The organism is Pseudomonas sp. ZS1P83 (assembly GCF_054897825.1).
The window spans coordinates 5,037,274-5,062,396 of sequence record NZ_CM142706.1 but is presented as its reverse complement, the minus strand read 5'-3'; the positions used below and the strand labels follow the sequence as shown (position 1 = coordinate 5,062,396).

At 59.7% G+C, this 25,123-nt stretch carries 25 protein-coding genes and 1 pseudogene; 10 read left to right on the top strand and 16 right to left on the bottom strand.

Going from position 1 to position 25,123, the window contains the following annotated elements:
• The 7 genes from hutG (at nt 1) to mdoH (ending at nt 9,149) form a co-directional block, all read left to right on the top strand.
• Nucleotides 1-801 (top strand): N-formylglutamate deformylase, encoded by an 801-nt coding sequence (hutG, locus tag ACYZT0_RS23765; protein ID WP_462043258.1) that lies wholly within the window; start codon nt 1-3, stop codon nt 799-801.
• Between the two features lie 238 nt (nt 802-1,039).
• Complete coding sequence (gene choX, locus ACYZT0_RS23760; RefSeq protein ID WP_462043257.1) at nt 1,040-1,987, top strand: choline ABC transporter substrate-binding protein; 948 nt, start codon at nt 1,040-1,042, stop codon at nt 1,985-1,987.
• The gene (locus tag ACYZT0_RS23755; protein WP_462043255.1) at nt 1,987-2,907 is read left to right on the top strand and encodes an alpha/beta hydrolase; all 921 of its coding nucleotides are present in this window, start codon (nt 1,987-1,989) and stop codon (nt 2,905-2,907) included. Before choX ends, ACYZT0_RS23755 begins: the two co-directional genes overlap by 1 nt.
• A gap of 113 nt (nt 2,908-3,020) precedes the next feature.
• Entirely contained in the window at nt 3,021-3,992 is a 972-nt protein-coding gene (gene pip, locus ACYZT0_RS23750; RefSeq protein WP_462043254.1) for a prolyl aminopeptidase, read from the top strand.
• Nucleotides 3,989-4,426 carry a D-aminoacyl-tRNA deacylase gene (gene dtd, locus ACYZT0_RS23745; protein ID WP_462043253.1) on the top strand — a complete coding sequence of 146 codons (438 nt, stop codon included), beginning with the start codon at nt 3,989-3,991 and terminating at the stop codon, nt 4,424-4,426. Before pip ends, dtd begins: the two co-directional genes overlap by 4 nt.
• Nucleotides 4,427-4,747: 321 nt before the next feature.
• Nucleotides 4,748-6,586, top strand: coding sequence for a glucan biosynthesis protein (locus ACYZT0_RS23740; protein WP_462043252.1), 1,839 nt, complete (start codon nt 4,748-4,750; stop codon nt 6,584-6,586).
• Nucleotides 6,579-9,149, top strand: coding sequence for a glucans biosynthesis glucosyltransferase MdoH (gene mdoH / locus ACYZT0_RS23735; RefSeq protein WP_462043251.1), 2,571 nt, complete (start codon nt 6,579-6,581; stop codon nt 9,147-9,149). The genes ACYZT0_RS23740 and mdoH overlap by 8 nt, the downstream gene beginning before the upstream one ends.
• 84 nt (nt 9,150-9,233) lie before the next feature.
• Here the strand turns inward: mdoH and ACYZT0_RS23730 are convergent, their stop codons facing one another.
• The 11 genes and pseudogenes from ACYZT0_RS23730 to ubiE form a co-directional block, all read right to left on the bottom strand.
• Complete coding sequence (locus tag ACYZT0_RS23730; RefSeq protein WP_462046626.1) at nt 9,234-9,947, bottom strand: methyl-accepting chemotaxis protein; 714 nt, start codon at nt 9,945-9,947, stop codon at nt 9,234-9,236.
• Between the two features lie 144 nt (nt 9,948-10,091).
• Nucleotides 10,092-11,150: pseudogene (locus ACYZT0_RS23725) on the bottom strand (methyl-accepting chemotaxis protein); the annotation flags it as partial.
• A gap of 72 nt (nt 11,151-11,222) precedes the next feature.
• Nucleotides 11,223-11,930, bottom strand: a complete 708-nt coding sequence (locus tag ACYZT0_RS23720; protein WP_462043249.1) for a 16S rRNA (uracil(1498)-N(3))-methyltransferase — start codon at nt 11,928-11,930, stop codon at nt 11,223-11,225.
• The gene (tatC, locus tag ACYZT0_RS23715; protein ID WP_462043248.1) at nt 11,927-12,721 is read right to left on the bottom strand and encodes a twin-arginine translocase subunit TatC; all 795 of its coding nucleotides are present in this window, start codon (nt 12,719-12,721) and stop codon (nt 11,927-11,929) included. The genes ACYZT0_RS23720 and tatC overlap by 4 nt, the downstream gene beginning before the upstream one ends.
• A complete protein-coding gene (tatB, locus tag ACYZT0_RS23710) occupies nt 12,718-13,170 on the bottom strand; it encodes a Sec-independent protein translocase protein TatB (RefSeq protein ID WP_462043247.1) in 453 nt (150 codons plus the stop codon). Before tatB ends, tatC begins: the two co-directional genes overlap by 4 nt.
• A 10-nt stretch (nt 13,171-13,180) precedes the next feature.
• A complete protein-coding gene (locus ACYZT0_RS23705; protein ID WP_462043246.1) occupies nt 13,181-13,459 on the bottom strand; it encodes a twin-arginine translocase TatA/TatE family subunit in 279 nt (92 codons plus the stop codon).
• A 25-nt stretch (nt 13,460-13,484) separates the two neighbouring features.
• Complete coding sequence (locus tag ACYZT0_RS23700; RefSeq protein ID WP_008047820.1) at nt 13,485-13,817, bottom strand: phosphoribosyl-ATP diphosphatase; 333 nt, start codon at nt 13,815-13,817, stop codon at nt 13,485-13,487.
• Entirely contained in the window at nt 13,810-14,211 is a 402-nt protein-coding gene (gene hisI / locus ACYZT0_RS23695; protein WP_007899278.1) for a phosphoribosyl-AMP cyclohydrolase, read from the bottom strand. The genes ACYZT0_RS23700 and hisI overlap by 8 nt, the downstream gene beginning before the upstream one ends.
• 90 nt (nt 14,212-14,301) lie before the next feature.
• A complete protein-coding gene (gene ubiB / locus ACYZT0_RS23690) occupies nt 14,302-15,906 on the bottom strand; it encodes a ubiquinone biosynthesis regulatory protein kinase UbiB (protein ID WP_462043245.1) in 1,605 nt (534 codons plus the stop codon).
• Complete coding sequence (locus ACYZT0_RS23685) at nt 15,903-16,526, bottom strand: ubiquinone biosynthesis accessory factor UbiJ (RefSeq protein ID WP_462043244.1); 624 nt, start codon at nt 16,524-16,526, stop codon at nt 15,903-15,905. The genes ubiB and ACYZT0_RS23685 overlap by 4 nt, the downstream gene beginning before the upstream one ends.
• Complete coding sequence (ubiE, locus tag ACYZT0_RS23680) at nt 16,526-17,296, bottom strand: bifunctional demethylmenaquinone methyltransferase/2-methoxy-6-polyprenyl-1,4-benzoquinol methylase UbiE (RefSeq protein WP_462043243.1); 771 nt, start codon at nt 17,294-17,296, stop codon at nt 16,526-16,528. The genes ACYZT0_RS23685 and ubiE overlap by 1 nt, the downstream gene beginning before the upstream one ends.
• A 155-nt stretch (nt 17,297-17,451) precedes the next feature.
• Here ubiE and ACYZT0_RS23675 point away from each other — a divergent pair, with 155 nt between their 5' ends.
• The 3 genes from ACYZT0_RS23675 to ACYZT0_RS23665 all read left to right on the top strand — a co-directional run bounded on the left by ACYZT0_RS23675 (nt 17,452) and on the right by ACYZT0_RS23665 (nt 19,068).
• Nucleotides 17,452-17,727, top strand: coding sequence for a polyhydroxyalkanoic acid system family protein (locus tag ACYZT0_RS23675; RefSeq protein ID WP_462043242.1), 276 nt, complete (start codon nt 17,452-17,454; stop codon nt 17,725-17,727).
• A gap of 146 nt (nt 17,728-17,873) precedes the next feature.
• Nucleotides 17,874-18,296 (top strand): phasin family protein, encoded by a 423-nt coding sequence (locus ACYZT0_RS23670; protein ID WP_462043241.1) that lies wholly within the window; start codon nt 17,874-17,876, stop codon nt 18,294-18,296.
• A gap of 10 nt (nt 18,297-18,306) precedes the next feature.
• On the top strand, nt 18,307-19,068 hold the full coding sequence (locus ACYZT0_RS23665; protein ID WP_462043240.1) for a phasin family protein: 762 nt from the start codon (nt 18,307-18,309) through the stop codon (nt 19,066-19,068).
• Between the two features lie 184 nt (nt 19,069-19,252).
• Here ACYZT0_RS23665 and ACYZT0_RS23660 read toward each other — a convergent pair whose 3' ends face one another.
• From ACYZT0_RS23660 to ACYZT0_RS23640, 5 genes are all read right to left on the bottom strand, one after another.
• Nucleotides 19,253-19,873, bottom strand: coding sequence for a TetR/AcrR family transcriptional regulator (locus tag ACYZT0_RS23660; RefSeq protein ID WP_282379943.1), 621 nt, complete (start codon nt 19,871-19,873; stop codon nt 19,253-19,255).
• Nucleotides 19,874-19,900: 27 nt separating this feature from the next.
• A complete protein-coding gene (phaC, locus tag ACYZT0_RS23655; protein WP_462043239.1) occupies nt 19,901-21,583 on the bottom strand; it encodes a class II poly(R)-hydroxyalkanoic acid synthase in 1,683 nt (560 codons plus the stop codon).
• Nucleotides 21,584-21,712: 129 nt separating this feature from the next.
• Nucleotides 21,713-22,567: a poly(3-hydroxyalkanoate) depolymerase gene (phaZ, locus tag ACYZT0_RS23650; protein ID WP_462043238.1), complete on the bottom strand. Its 855-nt coding sequence runs from the start codon at nt 22,565-22,567 to the stop codon at nt 21,713-21,715.
• Nucleotides 22,568-22,723: 156 nt separating this feature from the next.
• Complete coding sequence (phaC, locus tag ACYZT0_RS23645; RefSeq protein WP_462043237.1) at nt 22,724-24,403, bottom strand: class II poly(R)-hydroxyalkanoic acid synthase; 1,680 nt, start codon at nt 24,401-24,403, stop codon at nt 22,724-22,726.
• Nucleotides 24,404-24,662: 259 nt separating this feature from the next.
• Nucleotides 24,663-25,040 (bottom strand): gamma-butyrobetaine hydroxylase family protein, encoded by a 378-nt coding sequence (locus ACYZT0_RS23640; protein WP_462043236.1) that lies wholly within the window; start codon nt 25,038-25,040, stop codon nt 24,663-24,665.
• Nucleotides 25,041-25,123: the final 83 nt, after the last annotated feature.

The window sequence follows — 25,123 nt, the reverse complement described above, 5'->3', positions numbered from 1 at the left end:
GTGGATAAGGTTCTGAACTTCAAACAAGGCCGCGTGCCGCTGCTGATCAGCATGCCCCACGCCGGCCTGCGTCTGACCCCGGCGGTGGAAGCGGGGTTGATCCCCGACGCGAAAAGCCTGCCGGACACTGACTGGCACATCCCGCAGCTATACGATTTTGCTGCCGAGCTGGGCGCCAGCACCTTGGCCGCCGAGTACTCGCGTTTTGTCATCGACCTGAATCGACCGTCTGACGACAAGCCTTTGTATGTCGGCGCCACTACCGGTCTGTACCCGGCGACGCTGTTCGACGGCATTCCGTTGTTCCGTGAGGGCATGGAGCCGTCAGCGACGGAGCGAGCGACTTACCTGGAGCAAATCTGGACGCCGTATCACAGCACCTTGCAAAACGAACTGGCGCGACTGAAAGCCGAGTTTGGCTACGCGCTGCTGTTCGATGCGCACTCGATCCGCTCGGTGATCCCGCACCTGTTCGACGGCAAGCTGCCGGACTTCAACCTTGGCACCTTCAACGGCGCCAGTTGCGATCAACAGTTGGCCATTCAGTTGGAAGCCATCTGCGCGCGCCACGGCGAGTACAGCCATGTGCTGAACGGTCGCTTCAAGGGCGGCCACATCACTCGCCATTACGGCAATCCGGCCGAGAACATCCATGCCGTGCAACTGGAGTTGGGCCAGTGCACGTACATGGACGAGTTCGAGCCGTTCCGTTATCGCCCGGATCTGGCGGCACCGACCCAGGTGGTGCTCAAGGAACTGCTGCAAGGGCTGCTGGCCTGGGGCGCAAAGAACTACCGTTGACTGATCGTTCCCACGCTCCCGCGTGGGAATGCCTCAAGGGACGCTCCGCGTCCAGTGACGCGGAGCGTCACGGGCTGCATTCCCACGCAGAGCGTGGGAACGATCGATAGGGACGGTCGCCACCGTGCAAAACACGGTCGCCACAGGTCGCTTTTATGATCTCGACGCTGCGTAATGTTCGGGCACGGTGCACAAAGACGCCGGCCCTCACAATAATCTGCCGCACGAGACCCTCCCAATGAAAAGACTGTTCACCCGCTGTCTCTCAATCCTCTGCGGCACCGCTCTTCTGAGCACCAGCGTCTTGGCCCGTGACGACGCTTCCTGCAAGGCCGTGCGCATGGGCGTGGTCAACTGGACCGACGTGATCGCCACCAGTGGCATGGCCGATGTGCTGCTCAACGGCCTTGGCTACGAAAGCAAGCAAACCAGCGCCGTGCAGCAAATCATCTTCGCCGGCATCCGCGACAAGCGTCTGGACCTCTTCCTCGGTTACTGGAAACCGGCGATGGACAAAAACATCGCGCCGTTCGTGGCCGCCAATCAAGTGAAGGTCATGGACAAGCCGAGCCTGGCCGACGCTCAGGCAACGCTCGCCGTACCTGAGTACGTCGCCGAAGCGGGCCTGAAAACCTTCGCCGACATCGCCAAATTCAAGGATCAGCTCGGCGGCAAGATTTACGGCATCGAGCCGGGCAGTGGCGCCAACACCACCCTCAAAACCATGATCGAGACCAATCGCTTTGGCCTCAAAGACTTCAAGCTGATCGAGTCGGGTGAGGCCGGCATGCTTGCCGCCGTACAGCGGTCGGTGAATCGCAAGGAATTCGTGGTGTTCGTCGGGTGGACGCCGCACCCGATGAACATCAACATGAAGCTCGCCTACCTGACCGGCAGCGAAGATGTTTACGGCCCGAACGAGGGCGCCGCAACCGTTTCCACGGTGACCGCCCCGGACTACGCCCAGCGCTGTGCGAACGTAAACCGCCTGCTGGAAAACCTGACCTTCACCGCCGCCCAGGAAAGCCAATTGATGGTGCCAATCATGGAGCGCAATACGCCTCAGGACGTTGCCAAACAATGGCTGCGCGACCATCCGGAAGATTTGCAACGCTGGCTGGCGGGTGTCAGCAGTTTCGATGGCAAGGAAGGCGTGGCAACCGTTCAGGCCAGTTTGAAACCTTGATGGCTGCGTATCCTTTATCTGAACAGATGACGGCGTTCGTCGAGAAAACCGTCAGCTTCAACAGCACTGACAGCAACCTCACCGGTTTGCGTCAGGCCTACAGCGGGATGTGCCGGGCGTTTACTCCGCCGCGTCCCGCCGGGCTTTATGTGGTCGACTTTGAATTGGCAGGCGTGCCGGTGCGGTCGTATCAACCGCCGGTTTCGTCACCGACCAGCGGTTGCCCGTGCATCGTGTATCTGCACGGCGGCGGTTGGGTGGTGGGCGACCTGGATTCCCACGACTTCATCTGCGCCGAACTGGCGTCGACGCTCGGCGTGCTGGTGATCGCCGTGGATTATCGGTTGGCGCCGGAACATCCGTTTCCGGCGGCGTTCGAGGATTGTCTGGGTGTCTGGCGTGCGCTACGGGGCGGACCATTGCGGCTCGATCCCGAGCGAACGCTGGTGGCCGGGGACAGCGCCGGTGGCAACCTTGCTGCTGCGTTGTGTCTGGCGTTGCGCGATGCGGGCGAGCCATTGCCGGCTGCGCAGGTCCTGATTTATCCGGGGCTGGGTGGTGATTCGCGATTGCCATCGCGCAGCGAATGCATCGATGCACCCTTGCTCAGCAGCAGCGATCTGGAGTGTTATCACGCCCTGTACTTGCGCGGCACCCGACAGCCAGGTGCTTATGCTATGCCGTTGCTCGCCGAGGATTTCAGTGGTTTGCCGCCGACCTTGATCGCCGTGGCGCAATTCGATCCGTTGCGCGATGACGGCATGCTCTACACCGAGCGATTGAAAGCAGCAGGTGTGGCAGCGACGCTTTATTACGGGGAGGGGTTGGTTCACGGCTGTTTGCGGGCTCGGGGGCAGGTCGCCGAGGTCGATGCACTCTATGAAACGCTGCTCGGCTATTTGTCTGAAAAAACCGGCTGAAAAACTCTGACTCTGCAAGGCATGCTCATTGGCGTAATTCGGGTTTATGATGCCGGACGGCAGAATAATAGAAGTCCCCCCAGGGATGACCTCGACCCCTTACGGAGCGCGCAATGCAGACTTTGTACCCGCAGATCAAACCCCACGCCCGGCACGATCTGGCCGTCGATGAAACCCACACGCTGTATGTCGACGAAAGCGGTTCACCGGAAGGATTGCCGGTAGTGTTCATCCACGGCGGCCCCGGCGCCGGGTGCGATGCCCAGAGCCGTCGGTATTTCGATCCGAACCTGTATCGCATTGTGACCTTCGACCAGCGCGGTTGCGGTCGTTCCACGCCCCACGCGAACCTGGAAAACAACACCACCTGGGATCTGGTTGCCGACCTTGAGCGGACTCGTAAGCACTTGGGGATCGACAAATGGGTGTTGTTCGGCGGTTCGTGGGGTTCGACCCTGGCGCTTGCCTACGCGCAAACCCACCCGGAGCGTGTGCACGGTCTGATTCTGCGCGGGATTTTTCTCTGCCGCCCGCAGGAAATCGAGTGGTTCTACCAGGCGGGCGCCAGCCGTCTGTTTCCCGATTACTGGCAGGACTACATCGCGCCCATCCCGCTGGATGAGCGCGACGACTTGCTCTCGGCTTTCCACAAACGCCTGACCGGCAACGATCAGATCGCCCAGATGCATGCGGCCAAAGCCTGGTCCACTTGGGAAGGCCGGACCGCCACCCTGCGCCCGAACCCGCTGGTGGTCGATCGCTTCTCCGAGCCTCAGCGCGCGCTGTCGATTGCCCGTATCGAATGTCACTACTTCACCAACAATGCGTTTCTTGAGCCGAACCAGCTGATTCGCGACATGGGCAAGATCGCTCATTTGCCCGGCGTGATCGTCCATGGTCGCTACGACGTGATCTGCCCGTTGGATAACGCCTGGGAGCTGCATCAAAACTGGCCGAACAGTGAATTGCAGGTGATCCGTGACGCCGGCCATGCCGCCTCCGAGCCGGGCATTACTGATGCACTGGTTCGCGCCGCCGATCTGATGGCCCGGCGTCTGCTCGACCTGGCCCCTGAAGAAGCATGAAGGGCCTGCTGCAACGCGTGCGTGGCGCGCGAGTCGAGGTAGCGGGGGAGGTGGTTGGCGCAGTCGATCAGGGTTTGTTGGTGCTGGTAGCGATCGAGCCCGAAGATACTCGGGCCAGCGCCGACAAACTTCTGCATAAGCTGCTTAACTATCGTGTGTTCAGTGACGCCGAGGGCAAGATGAATCTGTCCCTGGCGGATGTAGGCGGTGGGTTGCTGCTGGTCTCACAGTTCACCCTGGCCGCCGATACCAGGAATGGGTTGCGTCCGAGTTTTTCGACCGCTGCCCCTCCGGCCCTGGGCGAGGAACTTTTCGACTATCTATTAGGCAAGGCGAAACAGGTGCATGGCACTGTGGCATCAGGTAGATTCGGCGCGGATATGCAGGTGCACATGGTCAACGATGGCCCGGTAACCTTCCTGTTACAGACCTGAAAGCGCTTGAAACATCTTTTTAAGGGCTTTTCGACTGAAAACAGGCGTTTTTCGCGATAAATACTTTGTTACCCCTGATGCGTTGTAACGCGGCCTACTAGATAATCGCGCGCTACGGGGATCAGCGTTCGTTGGTCCATTTTGACTTAGGTAGAGACTTGTCCTGGACCGTTTGGGGAATCATTTAGTCCCATCGGAGTCGGAACAATGCTCGCCAACTTGGCAAGAGTGGTCTGTAGGGTCGGTTTTTTCATTCCGCACACCTCACAGGCACTTTAACTGGCCGTTGGTTTTTTGATCTGTTTTCGGCGAGGGTTGCTCGTGATTGTTAGTCCCTGTAATGCACCAAAATTGTCTGCCAAACGGTTTCGAAGCGCACTGGTAGCGGGCTCTGCACTGCTCTGCCTGCTCAGCGCCGGTCAGCTTTGGGCATTCAATCTGGATGATGTATCGGTCAAGGCAAAAGAGCTGGCCGGGCAGAAATACGAAGCTCCGCGCAGTAACCTGCCGAACGAGTTCCGCGAGATGAAATTCGCGGACTATCAAAAAATCCGCTTCCTGACCGAAAAAGCTGAGTGGGCCGATCAGAAAACTCCGTTCAAGCTGTCGTTCTATCACCAGGGTATGCATTTCGATACGCCGGTGAAAATCAACGAAATCACGGCTAACACCGTCGAAGAGATCAAATACGACCCAAGTCGGTTCGATTTCGGCGACGTGAAGGTCGATCCTAAAGCCACCGAACAACTGGGTTATGCCGGTTTCCGTGTGCTGTACCCGATCAACAAGGCCGACAAGCAAGACGAAATCATGACCATGCTCGGCGCGAGTTATTTCCGCGTTGTCGGCAAGGGTCACACCTATGGCTTGTCCGCTCGCGGCATGGCCATTGATACCGCTTTGCCGTCCGGCGAAGAATTCCCGCGTTTCACCGAGTTCTGGATTCAACAGCCAAAACCGGGTGACAAGCAGCTGGTGATCTTTGCACTGCTGGATTCGCCACGGGCTACCGGTGCGTATCGCCTGACCCTGCGACCGGGCAGCGACACCGTTGTCGACGTCAAGGCCAAAATGTTCCTGCGTGACAAGGTCACCAAACTTGGCGTTGCGCCGCTGACCAGCATGTTTCTGTTCGGCGCCAATCAGCCGTCGAAAGTGCTGAACTACCGTCGCGAACTGCACGACTCCAGCGGTCTGTCGATCCATGCCGGCAATGGCGAGTGGATCTGGCGCCCACTGAACAACCCGAAACACCTGGCGGTGAGCAACTTCGCCATCGAGAACCCACGTGGCTTCGGCTTGCTGCAACGTGGCCGTGACTTCAGCCACTACGAAGACCTCGACGACCGCTACGACAAGCGGCCAAGTGCCTGGATCGAACCAGAAGGCGATTGGGGCAAGGGGTCCGTCGATCTGGTCGAGATTCCGACTGCCGACGAAACCAACGACAATATCGTTGCGTTCTGGAGTCCGGAAAAGCTGCCTGAGCCTGGCCAGCCGCTGGACGTCGCTTATCGCATGCACTGGACCATCGACGAAGCCGCACTTCACGCACCGGACAGCGCCTGGGTCCAACAAACCCTGCGCTCCACGGGTGACGTGAAACAGTCCAATCTGATCCGTCAGCCGGACGGCAGCGTTGCCTATCTGGTGGACTTTGAAGGTCCGTCCCTTGCGGCATTGCCGGAAGATACGGACGTGCGCAGCCAGGTCAGCGTTGGCGAGAATGCCGAGCTGGTCGAGAACAGCGTACGTTACAACCCTGAAACCAAGGGCTGGCGCCTGACCCTGCGGATGAAAATCAAGGATCCGGGCAAACCTACCGAGATGCGTGCTGCACTGGTCAAAAACGTCGTGACTGCCGACCTGGCCAAAACATCGGTACCCGCGTCCAATTCGTCCGTCGCCAAGGCCGACAAGATTGCCGCACGGCAGCAGGAGAAGCTGGACAAGGAAGCCAAGGAAGCCAAGCAAGCTGAAGCCAAACAAGCCGAGGCCAAGCAGGTCGAAGCCAAGCCAGCCGCAAATTCCAAGGACAAGGACAACAAAGACGCCAAGCAGCCAGTCGCTGCCGACGCGGTCCCAGCCACACCGGAATCGGCACCGACTGAAGAAGTCCTGACCGAGACCTGGAGCTACCAGTTGCCTGCCGATGAGTAATTCTCAAGTACAGCCAGAGACTCTTGCCGAGTATCTGGCGCATCTGCCAATGACCGACGAGCAGCGCGCGGAACTCGCGGGCTGTCAGTCCTTCAGCGAGCTGCACCAGCGTCTGTCGTCCTCGACGTTCGATGCACCGACCGAGGCTGCGCAAGCCTCGGTGGGCCGCCGTTTGACCCTGAACACCGCTGAAGAACTGGAAGAAGCGGAAATGCTGGTGCTCGACGCCAGCGGTCGGGTTTGCCTCAGGGCAACACCGCCGATCCGCCGGACCAAAGTCGTGCCCGAGCCGTGGCGCACCAACATTCTGGTGCGGGGCTGGCGGCGTCTGACCGGTCGCACCAATCCGCCGGCCCTGCCGAAAGACGAGAACGTGCTGCCGGCGGCGCGCTGGCGCACTGTCGGTTCGATCCGCCGTTACATTCTGCTGATACTGATGCTCGGTCAGACCATTGTTGCCGGCTGGTACATGAAAGGCATCATGCCGTATCAGGGCTGGTCGTTCGTCGATCTGAACGAAATCCTGCATCAGCCGCTCGTGCAAACCGTCACGCAAGTGCTGCCGTATGCGCTGCAGACCAGCATCCTGATTCTGTTCGGGATTCTGTTCTGCTGGGTATCGGCCGGATTCTGGACCGCGCTGATGGGCTTCCTCGAGTTGCTCACCGGTCACGACAAATACCGCATTTCCGGTAAAAGCGCCGGCAACGAGCCGATCCCCACGGACGCTCGCACCGCACTGGTGATGCCGATCTGCAACGAAGACGTGCCACGGGTGTTTGCCGGTTTGCGGGCGACCTTCGAGTCGGTTGCGGCCACGGGTAACCTGGATCGCTTCGACTTCTTTGTCCTCAGCGACAGTAACGACGCCGATATCTGCGTCGCCGAGCAACAAGCCTGGCTGGACGTCTGCCGTGAAGCCAAGGGCTTCGGCAAGATTTTCTATCGCCGCCGTCGACGTCGCGTTAAACGTAAAAGCGGCAACCTTGACGACTTCTGCCGTCGTTGGGGCGGTGATTACAAGTACATGGTCGTGCTCGATGCGGACTCCGTGATGAGCGGCGAATGCCTGACCAGTCTGGTGCGCTTGATGGAGGCCACCCCGGATGCCGGGATCATCCAGACCGCGCCGCGCGCTTCGGGCATGGACACGCTGTATGCACGCATGCAGCAGTTTGCGACCCGGGTGTATGGTCCGCTGTTTACCGCCGGTCTGCACTTCTGGCAGTTGGGTGAATCCCATTACTGGGGCCACAACGCGATCATCCGCATGAAGCCGTTCATCGAGCACTGCGCCCTGGCGCCGTTGCCGGGTAAAGGCGCATTTGCCGGTGCAATTCTGTCCCACGACTTCGTCGAAGCTGCGCTGATGCGCCGTGCCGGCTGGGGCGTGTGGATTGCCTATGACTTGCCGGGCAGCTACGAAGAATTACCGCCGAACCTGCTGGACGAACTCAAGCGGGACCGTCGCTGGTGTCACGGCAACCTGATGAACTTCCGGCTGTTCCTGGTCAAGGGTATGCACCCGGTGCACCGTGCGGTGTTCCTGACGGGCGTGATGTCTTACTTGTCGGCGCCGTTGTGGTTCTTCTTCCTCGTGCTGTCGACGGCGCTGTTGGCAGTCAACACGCTGATGGAGCCGCAGTACTTCCTTGAGCCACGCCAGCTCTATCCGCTATGGCCACAATGGCACCCGGACAAGGCGATCGCGCTGTTCTCGACCACCGTCGTGCTGCTGTTCCTGCCGAAGTTGTTGAGCATCATCCTGATCTGGGCCAAGGGCGCGAAAGAATTCGGTGGCAAGTTCAAGGTGACCCTGTCGATGCTGCTGGAGATGCTGTTCTCCATGCTGCTGGCGCCGGTGCGGATGATTTTCCACACCCGTTTCGTACTCGCCGCGTTCCTCGGCTGGGCCGCGACCTGGAACTCGCCGCAACGTGACGACGATTCCACGCCATGGAGCGAAGCGGTAAAACGCCACGGTCCGCAAACCTTGCTGGGCTTCTTCTGGGCCCTGCTGGTGATCTGGCTGAACCCGAGCTTCCTCTGGTGGCTGGTACCGATCGTCGGTTCATTGATGCTGTCGATTCCGGTGTCGGTGATCTCCAGTCGAGTCGGTCTGGGCCTCAAGTCCCGTGACGAAAGCCTGTTCCTGATCCCTGAGGAATACAATCCGCCACAGGCATTGCTGGCAACCGACCAGTACACCCATGAAAACCGTTGGCATGCGCTGAACGACGGCTTCATCCGGGCAGTGATCGATCCACAGCAGAACGCGTTGGCGTGCTCGCTGGCGACGTCCCGTCACCGTCAGGCCGAGCCGATCGAGTGGCTGCGGATCGAACGGGTTCGTCATGCGCTGAAAGCCGGGCCTGAGGGTCTGAACAACAATGAGCGCGTGCAACTGCTCAGTGACCCGGTGGCATTGGGTCGTCTGCATGAGCAGATCTGGAACGAAGGTCACCCCGAGTGGCTGGAGGCGTGGCGTAAATCGGTGAAGGCCGATCCCCATGCGCCGCTGTTGCCGCTCAAGCCGCTGAGTGCGCAGCCTCAGTTGGCATAATGAAAAGCCCCGCTACTTAAGCGGGGCTCTTTTTTGCCTGATGATTGTTCTCACGCAGAGCGTGGGAACAATCAGCCCGGCCGATTAAACCTTGAACCTTCCCACCAGCATCTGCAGATGCGTCCCCAGCCGCGCCAGCTCAATGCTGGAGGCCGCGGTCTCTTCACTGGCTGCCGAGGTCTGCTCGGATACGTCGCGCACGTTCAGCACGCTACGGTTGATCTCTTCGGCCACCGCGCTCTGCTGTTCGGCTGCTGCAGCAATCTGCTGGTTCATCGACTGAATCGCCGAGACGGTGCGGGTGATGCTTTCCAGTGAACCACCGGCTCGGCGGGTCAGTTCGACGCTGCTGTCGGTCAGGCTGCGGCTGTTGTCCATGATGGTTGCGACTTGCTGGGTGCCGGTTTGCAGGCCGACGATCAGCTCTTCGATTTCTTCGGTGGACTTCTGGGTGCGCTGGGCCAGGCTGCGGACTTCGTCGGCGACCACCGCAAAACCACGTCCGGCCTCACCGGCACGGGCGGCCTCGATGGCAGCGTTGAGGGCCAGCAGGTTGGTTTGCTGGGCCACGGATTTGATCACGTCGAGCACGCTGCCGATCTTGTCGCTTTCGCGTTTGAGATGAGCCATGGCCTCGGTGGAGTTGCCAACTTCTTTGGCCAGGCGCTCGATCTGGGCGATGGCTTCGCCGACCACTTTGTCACCTTCGCGGGCCTGTTGGTCGGCGGCGACGGCGGCTTCGGACGCTTCTTCGGCGTTACGCGCGACTTCCTGCACGGTGGCGGTCATTTCGTTCATGGCGGTAGCCACCTGGTCGGTCTCGACCTTCTGGCTGTTGACCCCGGCGCTGGTCTGCTCGGTGACTGCCGACAGCTCTTCGGCGGCACTGGCGATTTGCGTCACGCCGTCACTGATGCCACCAATCAACTCGCGCAGGCCCAGGGTCATGCTCTGCATGGCACGCTGTAGCTGGCCGAGTTCGTCCTGACGCTCAGAGATAAGGTTCTGGGTCAGGTCGCCGGCAGCAACGCGCTCCGCCACTTTGAGGGTCTGGCTCAGGGGAATCACGATCTGGCGAGTGATGGCCCAAGCGGCAAGCAGGCCGAAGGCGAGCGCCAGAACGGTGGCCATCAGCAGCAGGTTTTTGGCGTGAGCGGCGTCGGTGTCACGGACGATGGTTTGCGACTCGGTGAGTTTTTTGCTGGTGTCGCGCAGGATCTGGCCTTGATCGGCCATGTGTTGGAGTGCCGCGGCGCTGGCGACCTGAGAGTCGCGGAACTGGCTGACGGCGGCGCGATAGGCCTTCAACGAATCCGTAGCTTGTTGCAGGTTGGCGATGTGCTGCTCTGGCAGTTTGGAGGGCAGGCTTTCGAGGTTTTTCAACGCGTTGTCGATGGCGTCCAGAGCCGGTTGCTCGGCCTCGGTTTTGCCGCTGTAGGTATAACCGCGAACCTGGAAGCGCGCTTGCTGGATCAGTTTGCTCAGGTCGATCACGCTATTGAACTCGGCGACGCTGTCACCCTGCAGCATGGATTTTTCGACTTCGGCGACACGGGCCACGGCGTTGTCGGCGGTGGCGCCAAGTTTGCCGCGGGCGTCTTCGCGGTTGGCGCCGGCCTGGGTCATGGCGCTGAAGGCTTGTTTGTACTCACTGACGGCGGCCAGTTGCTGGTCGATCATGGCCGCGTCGGCCGGTTGTTCGATCAACGTGCGCGCGGTCTTCAGGCCGGTATCGAGTTGGCTGAGCAGGTCGTTGACCGCACCGGGCCCTTGTTCGCCGCGACGTATTTCGTAATCCAGACGGGCCAGGCGCAGGTCTTTGGCCAGGTCATTGAGGCTGGCAATAAAACCCAGCTTATCGCCGCGACTCATCACGCCACTCAGGCCGGTCCAACCGGTGAAAGTGATCAATAAGGTCAGCAGCAGCACCAGACCGAAGCCGATACCCAGTTTGCGATTGACGCTGACGTTCCCCAGTTTCTCGGCTATCCATCGGTACATGCTGCTACTCCCTCGAACCATTCGTTGGTTTTATGGAGACTGTATCGGCAGGCAGCCGGGTATCTGTAGGGATTAGAACAGGCGTGCGAGCAGTGCAGTGACGGCGGTTTCGACCCGCAGGATGCGGTCGCCGAGCTGTACCGGTTGCAGACCGGATTTGCCCAGCAGTTCGATTTCGTAGGGGATCCAGCCGCCTTCGGGGCCGATCGCCAGGGTCACCGGTTCGTCCAGGCCACGAGGGCAGGGTGGGTAACTGCCGGGGTGGCCGACCAGGCCGAGGGTGCCTTCGGTGATGGCCGGCAGACGATCTTCGACGAACGGCTTGAAGCGCTTCTCGATAACGACTTCCGGCAACACGCTGTCCCGGGCCTGTTCGAGGCCGAGAATCAACTGCTCGCGAATCGCCTCGGGCTCAAGGAACGGGGTTTGCCAGAAGCTCTTCTCGACGCGATAGCTGTTCACCAGCACGACTCGTGGCACACCCATGGCCGCCACGGTCTGAAACACCCTACGGAGCATTTTCGGCCGTGGCAGGGCCAACACCAGGGTCAGCGGCAGCTTGGCCGGTGGTGGCTGGTCGAGAGCGACGCGCAGTTCGGCTTCATCGGCGTCCAGGCGTAGCAGTTCGGCCGAGCCCATCAGTCCGCCGATGCGCCCGACCCGCAGGCTGTCGCCGACAACGGAGCGATGGACTTCCTGCATGTGAGTCAACCGGCGATCGCGCAGGATCACCCGGTCGGCCGCAATGAAATCGGCTTCTTCGAGAAGCAGCAGGTTCACGGTTGGGTCGCTGGTGGCTGGTCGTTGTTATCGTCGGCCGGTTGGTCGTCCGGGTGCTCGCCGCGCTTGCTGATCAGGCTGCCGAACAGGATGCCGATTTCGAACAGTAGCCACATCGGTACGGCCAACAGCGTCTGCGAGAAGATGTCCGGCGGCGTCAGGATCATGCCGACTACGAAGCAGCCGATAACCACGTACGGGCGGATCTTCTTCAGGTATTTGACGTCGACCACGCCGATCCACACCAGCAGCACCACGGCCACCGGGATCTCAAACGCCACGCCGAAGGCGAAGAACAGCGTCATGACGAAATCGAGGTAGCTGGTGATGTCGGTCATCATTTCCACGCCGGCCGGGGTGGCGGCGGCGAAAAATTTGAATATCAGCGGAAACACCAGGTAATAGGCAAACGCCATGCCGGTGTAGAACAGCAGGATGCTGGACATCAGCAGCGGCACCGCAATGCGTTTTTCATGCTTGTACAGGCCTGGCGCGATAAAGCCCCAGATCTGATGCAGGATCACCGGGATCGCCAGGAACAGCGAGACCATCATGGTCAGCTTCAACGGCGTCAGGAACGGCGACGACACGTCGGTGGCGATCATCGTCGCGCCCACTGGCAGGTACTGACGCAGCGGCGTGGAGACGAAGGTGTAGATCTGCTGGGTGAAGGCAAACAGCCCGGCGAAGATGATGAAGATCGCCGCTACGCAACGCAGCAGACGGGTACGCAGCTCGGTGAGGTGCGAAACCAGCGGCATGTGCTGGTCGTTTTCAGGGAGATCGCTCATGGGGCTCGCGGCGGCAATGTTGGGTCATGAGGAGCGGGAGCAACTGGCGCCGCCGCGGGAGCAACAGGTTCTACGGGTGTCGGCGCGGCAACAACAGGCGCGGGCTCGACGCCACCCACGGTGGCCACCGATTCTGTTCCCGACGCGTGAATCGTCTGCTCCACCACCGGTTCAACCGGCTGAACCGGTGAGGCTTGCTGCTGAGTCGGAGTGAAAATCTTCCGCGCCTCCTGCTCCAGCGACAGAATGTGCTCGTTGTGCAGTTGCCGACGAATCTCGTCGGCACCGATTTCACGTTCAACTTCCTGTTTGATCGCGTTGAAGCTGCGCTTCAGACGTCCGACCCACAGGCCGGCGGTGCGCGCAGCACCCGGCAGACGCTCGGGGCCCAGCACCAGCAGGGCCACCAGGCCGACGAGCAGCAGTTCAGAGAAGCTGATACCAAACATTAGTCAGTGCTCACACGTCTTTGCGGATCGGCTCTTCGACTTTTTGCGCCTGCACGTCGATGGTGTGCGGCGGGTTCACGGACTGTGTGGTCTGTGGCTGAGCGGGTGGAACCGGTTGGGCCGGTGTTACCGTCGGGTCAGCTGTCTTGTCTTCATCGTTCATGGCTTTGCGAAAGCCCTTGATCGACTCACCCACGTCAGTGCCAAGGTTTTTCAGTTTCTTGGTGCCGAACACCAATACGACAACAACCAGGATGACGATCCAGTGTTTCCAGTCAAAAATGCCCATGTCGCTGCTCCTCTCCAATAGTTGTTCAGGCGGACGGACGCGAGGCTTTCTCGGCGTGTCCGGACAGACCGAAACGACGGTCCAGTTCATCGAGTACAGCCTGTGGATGCTGCCCCAGTTGGGCGAGCATGACCATGCTGTGGAACCACAAATCGGCGGTTTCGTAGATCACATCGCTGCAGTCACCGCTGATGGCGGCATCCTTGGCGGCAATGATGGTTTCGACCGACTCTTCGCCGACTTTTTCCAGAATCTTGTTCAAGCCCTTGTGGTACAGGCTGGCGACATACGAGCTGTCGGCAGCGGCGCCTTTGCGCTCTTCCAGTACCTCGGCCAGACGGGTCAGAGTGTCACTCATGGGTGTGTCCTGCGGAATAGATGGCGTGCGGGTCTTTCAGAACCGGGTCGACGGTTTTCCAGTCGCCATTCTCGAAGACGCGGTAGAAGCAGCTCTGTCGGCCGGTATGGCAGGCGATATCGCCGATCTGCTCGACCATCAGGATGATGACGTCGGCGTCACAGTCCAGGCGCATCTCATGCAGGGTTTGCACGTGGCCAGACTCTTCGCCCTTGCGCCACAGCTTGCCACGGGAACGTGACCAGTAAATGGCGCGGTTCTCGGCAGCGGTCAGTTCCAGCGCTTCACGGTTCATCCAGGCCATCATCAGGACGCGCCCGGTCTTGTGATCCTGGGCAATCGCCGGCACCAGGCCATCGGCGTCCCACTTGATCTCGTCCAGCCAGTTTTTCATCTTCGACTCCGATGCAGGCCCACACTTCATGAATAGAAGCCTACGTGAAATTCAGCGTTGAAACAGTGTGCCAGCGTGTGGGGGCTCTGGCTATCGGCGAACGACCAGATACAAACCGACGGCCACCATGATGCCGGCCGGCCAATGACCCAGTTCGTTCAACGGCCCACCGGCAGCGAGTATTGTGCCGCCGGCCAGGTGCGCGCCGCCAAGCAGTCGCAAGAACCAATCATCCTTGCGCCGGTGCCACGGTGGCGGCGGGTCGTAGGCGTGGGGCTGGGACATGCGCTCGAGCAGGTCACGGGCCATATTGGCCAGGTGCGGCAGTTGTTCGAACTGGCTCTGCACGTTGCCGAGCAAGGTTTTGGGGCTGACCCGCTCACGCATCCAGCGTTCGAGGAACGGCTGGGCGGTGTTCCACAAATCGAGGTCCGGGTACAACTGCCGGCCCAGGCCTTCGATGTTCAACAGGGTTTTTTGCAGCAGCACGAGCTGCGGCTGCACTTCCATGTTGAAGCGCCGAGCGGTCTGGAACAGGCGCATCAGCACCTGACCGAAGGAAATATCTTTTAACGGTTTTTCGAAGATTGGCTCGCACACGGTGCGGATCGCCGCCTCGAATTCGTTGAGTTTGGTTTCCGCCGGCACCCAGCCCGAATCGATGTGCAACTGCGCCACACGACGGTAATCACGCTTGAAGAACGCGAACAGGTTGCGCGCCAGGTAATCCTGGTCTTCCGGGGTCAGGCTGCCGACGATGCCGCAGTCGATTGCGATGTACTGCGGGCTCCACGGGGTCACGGTGCTGACGAAGATGTTGCCGGGGTGCATGTCGGCGTGGAAGAAGCTGTCGCGGAACACCTGGGTGAAGAAGATCTCCACACCGCGTTCGGCGAGCATTTTCATGTCGGTACGCTGATCAGCCAAGGTCGCGAGGTCAGTGACCTGAATGCCGTAGATGCGCTCCATCACCAGCACTTTCGGCCGGCACCAGTCCCAATAGACTTGCGGCACGTAGAGCAGCTCCGAGCCGTCGAAGTTGCGCTTCAACTGGCTGGCGTTGGCCGCTTCACGCAGCAGGTCGAGTTCGTCGTAGATGGTTTTTTCGTAGTCCAGTACTACGTCCACCGGGTGCAGCAGGCGCGCGTCGGAAGAGAGCTTTTCGGCGGCGCGGGCGAGGATGAACAGCCACGCCAGGTCCTGCGCGATGATCGGTTTCAGGCCTGGGCGGATGACCTTGACCACCACTTCTTCACCGGTTTTCAGCTGCGCGGCATGCACCTGCGCCACCGAGGCCGAGGCCAGCGGCTCGACGTCGAAGCGGCTGAAGACTTCACTGATCTTTTTGCCGAGCTGCTCTTCAATCAGCTTGATCGACACTTGCGAGTCGAACGGCGGCACGCGGTCCTGCAGCTTCATCAGCTCATCAGCGATGTCTTCCGGCAGCAAGTCGCGGCGGGTGGACAGGATTTGCCCGAATTTGATGAAAATCGGCCCCAGGTCCTGCAACGCCAGACGCAATCGTGCGCCACGGCTCAGGTCCAGCGTCTTGCGCGGGAACCAGCGCCACGGCAAGGCGTAGCGCAGCGCCAGCAAAAACCACGGCAATGGCAGGGCGAACAACAGGTCATCGAGGCGGTAGCGAATCACAACGCGCTGGATGCGCAACAAACGGCGGACGGCAAGCAGCTTCATGCGTTATCGCTTGGGTCGAGGGATCGGGAAAGGCGCTCGAAGCGCGCCTCGAGACGTTCCAGATCGAGTTTGATCTGGTCCAGTTCACTGAAACGGGCTTCGGCTTCGCGCTGGCCGACGAGGGTGCGCGATTCTTCGGCCAGGTACTCGCCAAGATTCTGGTTCAGGCTAGCGAACCCTTGCTGATAAAAGCGTGCGCGGCTGCGCAGGTGGCCGCCGAGCAGTTGCGTGGCGACAGGTCCCAGCACGCGTGCGAGCTCGTACTCCCAGTCCAGCTCAAGGTCCTGAAGGATCGCCGCCAGTTCCAGCAGCACGCCGCTGTCGCCGTCGAGTTCGACTTCAGGAGCATGCAGGACCGAAGTCTTGTCCTTGCTCATTGCCAGTTTCAGCAGGCTGGAGGCCGGTGCACGCAGGGTGCAGTCGGCGCCGGTTTCCCAGTGGGAAGCCAACATCAAGCCTTCGTCGCTGGGCAGGATAAACACTTGCAGCGCCGGGCTGCGGCAGTCGACGGCAATCACCTTGCCGCTCAAATGCGCCAGCCGCGGCAGCGCCGTGCTGTCGAGACGCAGCACCCGGTTCAGACCGAGTTCAACGCTGGCGAGCAGGCCGGTCAGCAACATCAGGGTTTGATGCCACGGTGCAGGGCGACGATGCCTGCGGTCATGTTGTGGTAGGTCACGCGGTCGAAACCGGCCTCGACCATCATCGACTTCAAGGTTTCCTGATTCGGGTGCATGCGGATCGATTCGGCCAGGTAGCGATAGCTTTCCGAGTCGTTGGTGATCAGCTTGCCCATCAGCGGCATGAAGGCGAACGAGTAGGCGTCGTAGGCTTTGGACATCAGCGCGTTGGTCGGTTTGGAGAATTCCAGCACCAGCAGACGGCCGCCCGGTTTCAGCACGCGCAGCATCGAGCGCAAGGCGTCTTCTTTATGGGTAACGTTGCGCAGGCCGAAAGCGATGGTCACGCAGTCGAAATGGTTGTCCGGGAATGGCAGCTTTTCAGCATCGGCCTGGACGAATTCGACGTTGCCAGCCACACCCAGGTCCAGCAGGCGGTCACGACCGACCTTGAGCATGGATTCGTTGATATCGGCCAACACGACCTGGCCGGTCGGGCCAACGAGGTGCGAGAACTTCTTGGTCAGATCGCCCGTGCCGCCGGCGATGTCCAGCACGCGGTTACCGGTGCGAACGCCCGACAACTCGATCGCGAAACGCTTCCACAGACGGTGCATGCCGCCCGACAGGAGGTCGTTCATCAAGTCGTACTTGGCGGCTACCGAGTGGAAAACCTCAGCGACTTTTTCCGCTTTTTGGCTTTCCGGAACGTTTTTGAAACCGAAGTGAGTGGTGGGTTCGGTATCGCTGCCTTTGCGCTGATCAGTCATATCGCTGTCACCAGAAGAGAATGCGGGACATTCTAATCCCGGTGGCCTGCTTTGTCTTGGCAAGGCTGAAGGTAAGATAGGTAACCACCGGGACGTTTTGCCGCAGTAGCGGTCAAGATGCTTCAGGAAAGTATCCATAAAGCAGGAGTCATTTGATGGCCCGTATTAGTGTTGAGCGTGCCCACGGCCTGGGTAAGGAAGCGGCCCGCGAGAAGGCTGACAAGTTGGCGCAAAAACTGTCCGATCAATATGGCCTGGAGCCGCAATGGTCCGGCGACACCCTGAACCTCAAGCGTTCCGGTGTGAAAGGCGCGGTGTATGTGGGCGAGAATTCGATCAAGGTCGATGTCGAACTTGGCCTGTTGATGTCGGCCATGAGCGGCACCCTCAAATCGGAAATCGAGAAGGCCCTCGATAAAGCGTTGGCATAACGTCGAACCCCACAATTGATCACAGACCCGGCCCAAGGGTTTGTGTCAGTAGTTAGGGTGCTGTTTCTAATAATTCTCACTACTTTGTGCCTGAGCCCGACGCTTTCGCGGGCAGTTCCTCAAACCTTCTGCGCGTGAGGTGCACCATGGCCAAAGTTATTTTGAAGAAAAAAATCGACGCTTCGACGACTGCTCTGAGCGACGTTAAATCTTATGCCCGCAAGATCTGGCTGGCAGGCCTGGGGGCCTACGCCAGGGTCGGCCAGGAGGGTGGCGAGTACTTTCAAGAGTTGATCGTCGCGGGTCAAGCTGTTGAAAAGAAAGGTAAAGAAGCAGTTGCCGAGAAACTTGAAGCGGCTAATGCCGAGATCGATGAAGCCACGACTGAAGTCAGCACTTTCAAAGGCAAGGTCGAAGTTCAACTCGACAAAGTCGAGAAGGCTTTTGACTCGCGTGTCGCAAGTACCTTGAATCGCATCGGCATTCCGTCTAAACATGACGTTGAGACACTCTCTGCCAAGCTCGATGAGCTGACGGCATTGCTCGAACGCGTCGCGCAAAAATCTTAAGGAGAACGGGATGGCTGGTAAAAAGAATACTGAAAAAGAAGGCAGCTCGTGGATCGGGAAAGTCGAAGACTACTCCCGCAAAATCTGGCTGGCTGGTTTAGGCGTGTACTCGAAGATCGACACTGACGGCAGCAAGCTCTTCGAAGCATTGGTCAAAGACGGCGAGAAAGCCGAAAAACTCACCAAGAGCGCTGTCGACAAAAAAGTCGATGCGGCCAAGGATTCCGCTACGTCGGCCAAGTCGCGCATCAGCGGCGTGAAAGATCGCGCACTGGGCAAGTGGGATGAGCTGGAAGGGGCTTTCGACAAGCGTTTGAACAGCGCCATTTCGCGCCTGGGTGTACCGAGCCGCAATGAAGTCAAAGCGCTGCACAGCAAGGTCGATACCTTGACCAAGCAGATCGAGCGTCTGACCGGTGCGAAGGTTGCGCCTGTTGCGGCGAAAACCGCGGCGGCCAAACCTGCGGCGAAGTCCGCTGCCAAACCACTGGCCAAAGCTGCCGCTAAACCGGCTGCCAAACCAGCGGCCAAAACTGCCGCAGCGAAACCTGCAGCAGCCAAGCCAGCAACCAAGCCAGCGGCAAAACCTGCCGTAGCGAAGAAGCCGGCAGTGAAAAAACCGGCAGCGCCGAAAGCCGCTGCACCAAAACCAGCAGTAGCTGCCGCCAAACCGGCAACCCCGGTCAGCGCATCGAACTCCGCTGCTGCGCCAACCCCTGCTGCAACCTCGACTGTCGCGCCAGCTCCATCAACGCCAACCAGTCAGTCCTGATGATCGTTCCCACGCTCCGCGTGGGAATGCCTCACCGGACGCTCCGCGTCCATTGCAGCAGTGACGCGGAGCGTCACCGGCTGCATTCCCACGCGGAGCATGGGAACGATCACGCCCGGCCTGTGAAGGTCGGGCGTTTTTGTTTGGGTGGTTTGCAATGAGGAAATTGGTGGTTCTGACTGACTCACTCATGCTCCTCGAGATATTGCAAAGCCAACTGCTCCGTCGCCACCTTGATCGGCGGCAACAAATGCGGCGCCACCAGCATCATGATCTGGTACACCACCAATCGCACCTCACCTTCACGATCAAGAATCCGCTGATAGTCCAGCGAGAACAGCAGCGTCATGGTGATCTGCTCCACCAGTTGTCCCAGTGCCTGGGTCTCGCTGACCAATTGCCCCTGAGCCTTCAATCGAGCGAGTAATGAAGCCAGCGTGCGCTTCAACGCATTGAGCAGGTTGCGTATGCCCTTGGCCAGTTTCGGCAAGCGCCCGGCGAGGTTCGACAGGTCCTGGAACAGAAACCGGTAGTGGGCCAGGCGCTCGACGATCAGGTGCAGGAACAGCCAGTAATCTTCCGGTGCAAGCTCGACATCGGCCGGTGGATCGAGCAGGGGCGCCAGTTCGACCTGGAAGCGCTCGAACAACCCGAGAATCAGCGGTTCCTTGCCGTGGAAGTGGTAGTAGAGGTTGCCCGGGCTGATGCCCATTTCATTGGCAACTTCCATGGTAGAGACGTTCGGTTCGCCCTTCTGATTGAACAACTGCAAAGCACATTCGAGAATCCGGTCGCGGGTTTTCATCCAGTCTTCTTAATGGTTCGTTGAACGTCAGCGCACACGCACGTAAGTACCGGGTGCTGCCTCCATCGGTGGATAGTTCGGGTTGCCGAGGGCCATGTCGGTTTCTTTTTGCGCGCCTGAACGTTCTTGAATCCAGCTCAGCCATTGGGTCCACCAACTGCCGTCGACTTGCTTGGCGTCGTAATACCAGGCCCGTGGGTCGCTGCTCAGTTTCGTGCTTTCGACGAAATTGGCTTTCGGGTTGGAGGGCGGGTTGAGAATGCTCTGCACATGACCGCTGTTGGAGAGCACGAAACGTCGCTCGCCACCCAGCAGCAGGGTCGAGCGATACACCGCATCCCACGGGGTGATGTGGTCGTTGATGCCCGCGACGCTGAAGCTGTCGACGGTGACTTTCTGCAAGTCGATCGGCGTGCCGCACACCTCCAGACCACCCGGATGACTCAGCGGGTTGTGTTTGAAGAAGTCCAGCAAGTCGCCATGGAGGGCTGCCGGCAAACGTGTGTTGTCGTTGTTCCAGTAGAGGATGTCGAACGCTGGCGGCTCCTTGCCCAACAGGTAGTTGTTAACGAAATAGCTCCAGATCAGATCGTTGGGGCGCATCCAGGCGAAGACCTTGGCCAAGTCGCGGCCGTCCAGCACGCCTTTCTGATAGGAGCGGCGTTTGGCCGCCTCAAGGGTCTGTTCGTCAGCGAAGAGGGTCGCAGGCGAGTCCATCTGACTGTCGAGCAGGCTTACCAGATACGTTGCGCTGGACACTCGCCGCAATTGCCGCTTGGCCTGCAAATGCCCTTGCAGCGCGGCAATGGTCAGCCCGCCCGCGCAGGCGCCCATCAGATTGACTTCACGAGCACCGGTGATCGCCCGGCAGACGTTCATCGCTTCTTCCACGGCTTCCACGTACGTCGACAGTCCCCATTCGCGATGCCGTACATCCGGATTGCGCCAACTGATCATGAAGGTCTGCAAACCGTTTTTCAGGGCGAACTGGACGAAGCTGTTGCCGGGGCTCAAGTCGAAAATGTAGTACTTGTTGATCTGTGGTGGCACCACCAGCAGCGGTTTTGAATACTGCTTTTCGCTCATAGGTTTGTACTGGATAAGCTCCAGCAACTCATTGCGAAACACCACGGAGCCAGTAGTGGTGGCGACCGTTTTGCCGACCTCGAAAGCTTGCTTGGTGACTTGTCTGGGCAAGCCATCGTTGTGCAGGAAGTCGTCGACCAGGTGGCTGATACCTCGCACCAGGCTGTTGCCGCCGGAGTTGAAGATCTCCTTGATCGCCAGCGGGTTGAGCAGGCTGTTAGACGGTGAAACGGCATCGTTCAGCAAGGCGAAAGCGAAGTGGGCGCGGGTGCGATCATCCGGGCTCATGTTGCTCTCATCGATCCAGCTTTTGACCTGTTTTTGCCAGCTCAGGTAGGCCTGCAAACTACGGCGATAAAAAGGGTTGAGGCTCCACGCCGGGTCAGCAAAGCGACTGTCCTGCGGATTGGTCGGGTGCAAGGTTTCGCCGAGCAGCACGCGGCCCAGTTGGCCGCCCAGCTTCAAGGCGTGTCGGGCGCTGTGCACCGGGTTGCGCAAGCCATGGGCGGCAACGCTGCGCAGGGTCGACAACAGATCCCGACCGCGCAGGCCGGTAATCGCACTCTGTGCGTTGATGAACGCGGCGGGAGCGGGCAAAAAGTCCCTCGCTGGTTTTTCGCGCATGAAACAACACTCCTTCGTCTTCAGGCCAAATACAGATACACCGAACCAGAACACCATAGACGCTGTTACGGGTTGTTGCGCGGCGCGGCGTCCTGCCGAGCCTTTTTTCGTTAACAAAACCGGGGCCGGTTAATCGCCGAATGGCGCCGGGTGCGGGTGCATCACGGCACGCTGACGTTCTTCCTCGAGAAACATCATGATGATCGGTGCCACCGCTTCGGCCCGGGTAATCAAAAACAGATGCCCGTCATCGATGATGTGCAACTGGGCGTTGGGAATTCGCCAGGCCAGCACACGCATGTTAATCAGCGGGATCAGCGGATCGTCGTCGCCGGCCAGCACCAGAGTCGGCTGGTGGATCTTGTGCAGCCAGTGAATGCTGGTCCATCCGAGGCCGGCGAACAGCTGCCAGTAGTAACCGAGTTTGCCGGCCGAGCGGACCTTCGCAGCGTGGCTCGCGGCGAGCGTCGGATCGCGACGGAACGCGCCGCCGTAGATCATCGGCGCAATGCGAATCACGTGAGACGGTTGGATATAGCGTCGTGGGCTGGCCATCATCCATAGGACTTTCGGCTTGCCCGGTACCATCACCGTGCCGGCCGCCGTGGCCGCCAGAACGAGTTTCTTGCAGCGCTCGGGATAGTCGTAAGCGAACTGCTGGGCGAGGGCGCCCCCCCAGGAAACGCCGATCACATTGACTCGGCCGTAGTCGAGATAGTCGAGCATCCGCGCCGTGAGTTTCGCCAGGCCCGGAAAGCGATACGGTCGATTCGGCGTCGATGAACCGCCGACGCCAGGGACGTCGAAGGCAATGACTTCCAGGTCCGGATCCAGCGCCGCGACAAACGGAAACACCAGCTCCAGGTTGGCACCGATGCCGTTGAAAATCAGCAAAGGCGTCAAGTGAGGCTTGCCGGGGCGTACCGCCGTGCGGAGGGTCTGGCCATCCAGGTCGACGGTACGAAATATGAATTGTTGCGGCATGCTTCAAGCCCTGTGGGTCACTTTCTCAAATTCATCCTCGATCCCTGTAGGAGCGAAGCTTGCTCGCGAACGCGTCAGATCAGTCGACATCTATGTTGAGTGAATGACCGCTTTCGCGAGCAAGCTTCGCTCCTACAGGGGCGCGAGGTGTGTCAGTTACCGCTCATGCACATAAGTGCCCGGCGCAGCTTCGCCCGCCGGATAAGCCTTGCTGCCCAAACTGCCCGGAGACTTCTTCAGCTTGCCCGAACGCTCGGCTTGCCATGCCTGCCAGTGCAGCCACCAGGAATCGGTGTGTTTGGTGGAATTTTCTTGCCACTCCTCGGCCTTGACCGGCATCTCGGTGCTGGTCATGTAGCGCGATTTCGGATTGCCCGGCGGGTTCAGAATGCTCTGGATATGCCCGCTGCTGGACAGCACGAATTCGACCTTGCCACCGAACAGTTGCGCCGACTTGTAGCAGGACTTCCACGGGGTGATGTGGTCGTTGGTGCCGGCCAGGGAGAAGATGTCGGCAGTGACCTGCTTCAGATTGATCGGTGTGCCGCACACTTCCAGTGCATCAGGACGGATCAACGGGTTGGTTTTGAACAACTCGATCAGGTCGCCATGGAACGCGGCGGGCAACCTTGTGGTGTCGTTGTTCCAGAACAGGATGTCGAAAACCGGCGGTTCGTTGCCCAGCAGGTAGTTGTTGACCCAGTAGTTCCAGATCAGGTCGTTGGGACGCATCCAGGCGAAGACTTTCGCCATGTCGCGGCCTTCCAGGACGCCGGCCTGATAGGAGTGACGCTTGGCGGATTCCAGGGTCTGCTCGTCGACGAACAGTGCCACGTCGCTGTCCAGGGTGGTGTCCAGCACGCTGACGAGCAGCGTCAGGGCGTTGACCTTGTTCTCACCGATCGCGGCGTAGTGGCCCAGCAGGGCGGTGCAGGTGATGCCGCCGGAGCAGGCGCCGAGCATGTTCACGTCTTTGCTGCCGGTGATCGCAGTGACCACGTCGACCGCTTCCTTGAGCGCTTCGATGTAGGTCGACAGACCCCATTCGCGCTGCTCCTTGGTCGGGTTGCGCCAGCTGACAATGAACGTCTGCACATTGTTGCGCAGGCAGAAACGCGCCAGGCTCTTGTCCGGGCTCAGGTCGAAAACATAGAACTTGTTGATCTGTGGTGGCACCACCAACAGTGGGCGCTCGTACACCTGCTCGGTGGTCGGCCGATAGTGGATCAACTCCAGCACGTCATTGCGAAACACCACCGCGCCTTCGGTAACGCCCAGGCTCTTGCCGACCTCGAACGCGCCCATGTTGACCTGGCTCGGCATACCGCCGTTGTGCACCAGGTCCTTGGCCAGATGGGCCAGGCCGTCGAGCAGGCTTTTGCCGCCGGTTTCGAAGAAACGTTTGACCGCCGCCGGGTTGGCCGCACTGTTGGTCGGGGCCATGGCTTCGGTCATGAGGTTGATCACGAAATGCCCGCGTGCGACGTCCTTGGGCGAGAGGTTGCTGTCGCCGATCCAGTCGTGGAGTTCCTTGCGCCACGCCAGGTAAGTTTGCAAATAACGTTTGTAGAGCGGGTTCTGGCTCCAGGCCGGATCGGCGAAGCGACGGTCATCGCTTGTCGGTAGAAGCTCGGATTTTCCGAACAACACATTTTTCAGTTCAAGGCCGAAATGGGCGACATGCCTGGCGCTGTGAACCGGTTGTCGGATGGCATGCCTTAGCACCATTCGAGCAGAAGCCAGTAGATCCTTTCCACGCAGCCCAACGACAGGATTCAGCCCCAAGGTGTGTTCCGAGGCTTGATACTTCAAGTCATCGTTATTCTTGTTACTCATCTACGACGCTCCATTGTCCTGAGGCGAGTACCTGGTCCCAGCTGTGCATTCACACGGCAAATGCCAGGTACTACTGCTCGGTTGACCGTTAATACTGCATCGCTGCTTTTTTATCGCAGAGAGCACTGCAGGGAACTTGCCAGTTCCATTGGTTACCCGAGTTTAATTTTTTTCGCAAGCAGGCCAATCGTCGACCCGAAAGCGGAGCATTCAAACAGATGGAATTAGAAAATGCCTTCTAAAGAGCGAGAGGCCCGAGTTAGAGCATCAGCTTGACGATGGATTGATTCGGATCGCGGGTTTTTCCGGCGGCTTTGAGCTCGGCAAGATAATCGTTCCAGAGATCCTCTTGGCGCACTCCCAGCTGGTACAGATATTCCCAAGTGAACAGGCCGCTGTCGTGGCCGTCGTCGAAGGTCAATTTCAGTGCGTACTGACCGGCCGGTTCGACCTTGGTCAGGCCTACGCCGATCTTGCCAAATTGCAGGATAGGTTTGCCGTGGCCCTGGACTTCGGCGGAAGGAGAGTGCACGCGCAGGAATTCGGCAGGCAGGTGATATTCCTCGCCGGACGCGTACTTCAGCGACAGGGTTTTCGAGGCTTTGTGCAGTTTGATATCGGTGGGGAGTTGGGTCATGACCTGGAGTCCGTCTGTAGGCGCGTGGTCTGACTCCTGTAGGAGCACGGCTTGCCGGCGATGGCGATTTCAAGTGCGCCATC

Bases quoted from the DNA above. Each gene is read 5' to 3' on its own strand.
- ACYZT0_RS23700 (WP_008047820.1), bottom strand. From the start codon at position 13,817: ATGAGTGACACTCTGACCCGTCTGGCCGAGGTACTGGAAGAGCGCAAA.
- dtd (WP_462043253.1), top strand. From the start codon at position 3,989: ATGAAGGGCCTGCTGCAACGCGTGCGTGGCGCGCGAGTCGAGGTAGCG.
- ACYZT0_RS23660 (WP_282379943.1), bottom strand. From the start codon at position 19,873: ATGAAAACCCGCGACCGGATTCTCGAATGTGCTTTGCAGTTGTTCAAT.
- phaC (WP_462043239.1), bottom strand. From the start codon at position 21,583: ATGCGCGAAAAACCAGCGAGGGACTTTTTGCCCGCTCCCGCCGCGTTC.
- pip (WP_462043254.1), top strand. From the start codon at position 3,021: ATGCAGACTTTGTACCCGCAGATCAAACCCCACGCCCGGCACGATCTG.
- phaC (WP_462043237.1), bottom strand. From the start codon at position 24,403: ATGAGTAACAAGAATAACGATGACTTGAAGTATCAAGCCTCGGAACAC.
- ACYZT0_RS23670 (WP_462043241.1), top strand. From the start codon at position 17,874: ATGGCCAAAGTTATTTTGAAGAAAAAAATCGACGCTTCGACGACTGCT.
- tatC (WP_462043248.1), bottom strand. From the start codon at position 12,721: ATGAGCGATCTCCCTGAAAACGACCAGCACATGCCGCTGGTTTCGCAC.
- ACYZT0_RS23665 (WP_462043240.1), top strand. From the start codon at position 18,307: ATGGCTGGTAAAAAGAATACTGAAAAAGAAGGCAGCTCGTGGATCGGG.
- hisI (WP_007899278.1), bottom strand. From the start codon at position 14,211: ATGAAAAACTGGCTGGACGAGATCAAGTGGGACGCCGATGGCCTGGTG.
- mdoH (WP_462043251.1), top strand. From the start codon at position 6,579: ATGAGTAATTCTCAAGTACAGCCAGAGACTCTTGCCGAGTATCTGGCG.
- ACYZT0_RS23675 (WP_462043242.1), top strand. From the start codon at position 17,452: ATGGCCCGTATTAGTGTTGAGCGTGCCCACGGCCTGGGTAAGGAAGCG.
- choX (WP_462043257.1), top strand. From the start codon at position 1,040: ATGAAAAGACTGTTCACCCGCTGTCTCTCAATCCTCTGCGGCACCGCT.
- ACYZT0_RS23705 (WP_462043246.1), bottom strand. From the start codon at position 13,459: ATGGGCATTTTTGACTGGAAACACTGGATCGTCATCCTGGTTGTTGTC.
- ACYZT0_RS23730 (WP_462046626.1), bottom strand. From the start codon at position 9,947: ATGAACGAAATGACCGCCACCGTGCAGGAAGTCGCGCGTAACGCCGAA.
- ACYZT0_RS23640 (WP_462043236.1), bottom strand. From the start codon at position 25,040: ATGACCCAACTCCCCACCGATATCAAACTGCACAAAGCCTCGAAAACC.
- tatB (WP_462043247.1), bottom strand. From the start codon at position 13,170: ATGTTTGGTATCAGCTTCTCTGAACTGCTGCTCGTCGGCCTGGTGGCC.
- phaZ (WP_462043238.1), bottom strand. From the start codon at position 22,567: ATGCCGCAACAATTCATATTTCGTACCGTCGACCTGGATGGCCAGACC.
- ACYZT0_RS23685 (WP_462043244.1), bottom strand. From the start codon at position 16,526: ATGTTGCTGACCGGCCTGCTCGCCAGCGTTGAACTCGGTCTGAACCGG.
- ubiB (WP_462043245.1), bottom strand. From the start codon at position 15,906: ATGAAGCTGCTTGCCGTCCGCCGTTTGTTGCGCATCCAGCGCGTTGTG.
- ACYZT0_RS23755 (WP_462043255.1), top strand. From the start codon at position 1,987: ATGGCTGCGTATCCTTTATCTGAACAGATGACGGCGTTCGTCGAGAAA.
- ubiE (WP_462043243.1), bottom strand. From the start codon at position 17,296: ATGACTGATCAGCGCAAAGGCAGCGATACCGAACCCACCACTCACTTC.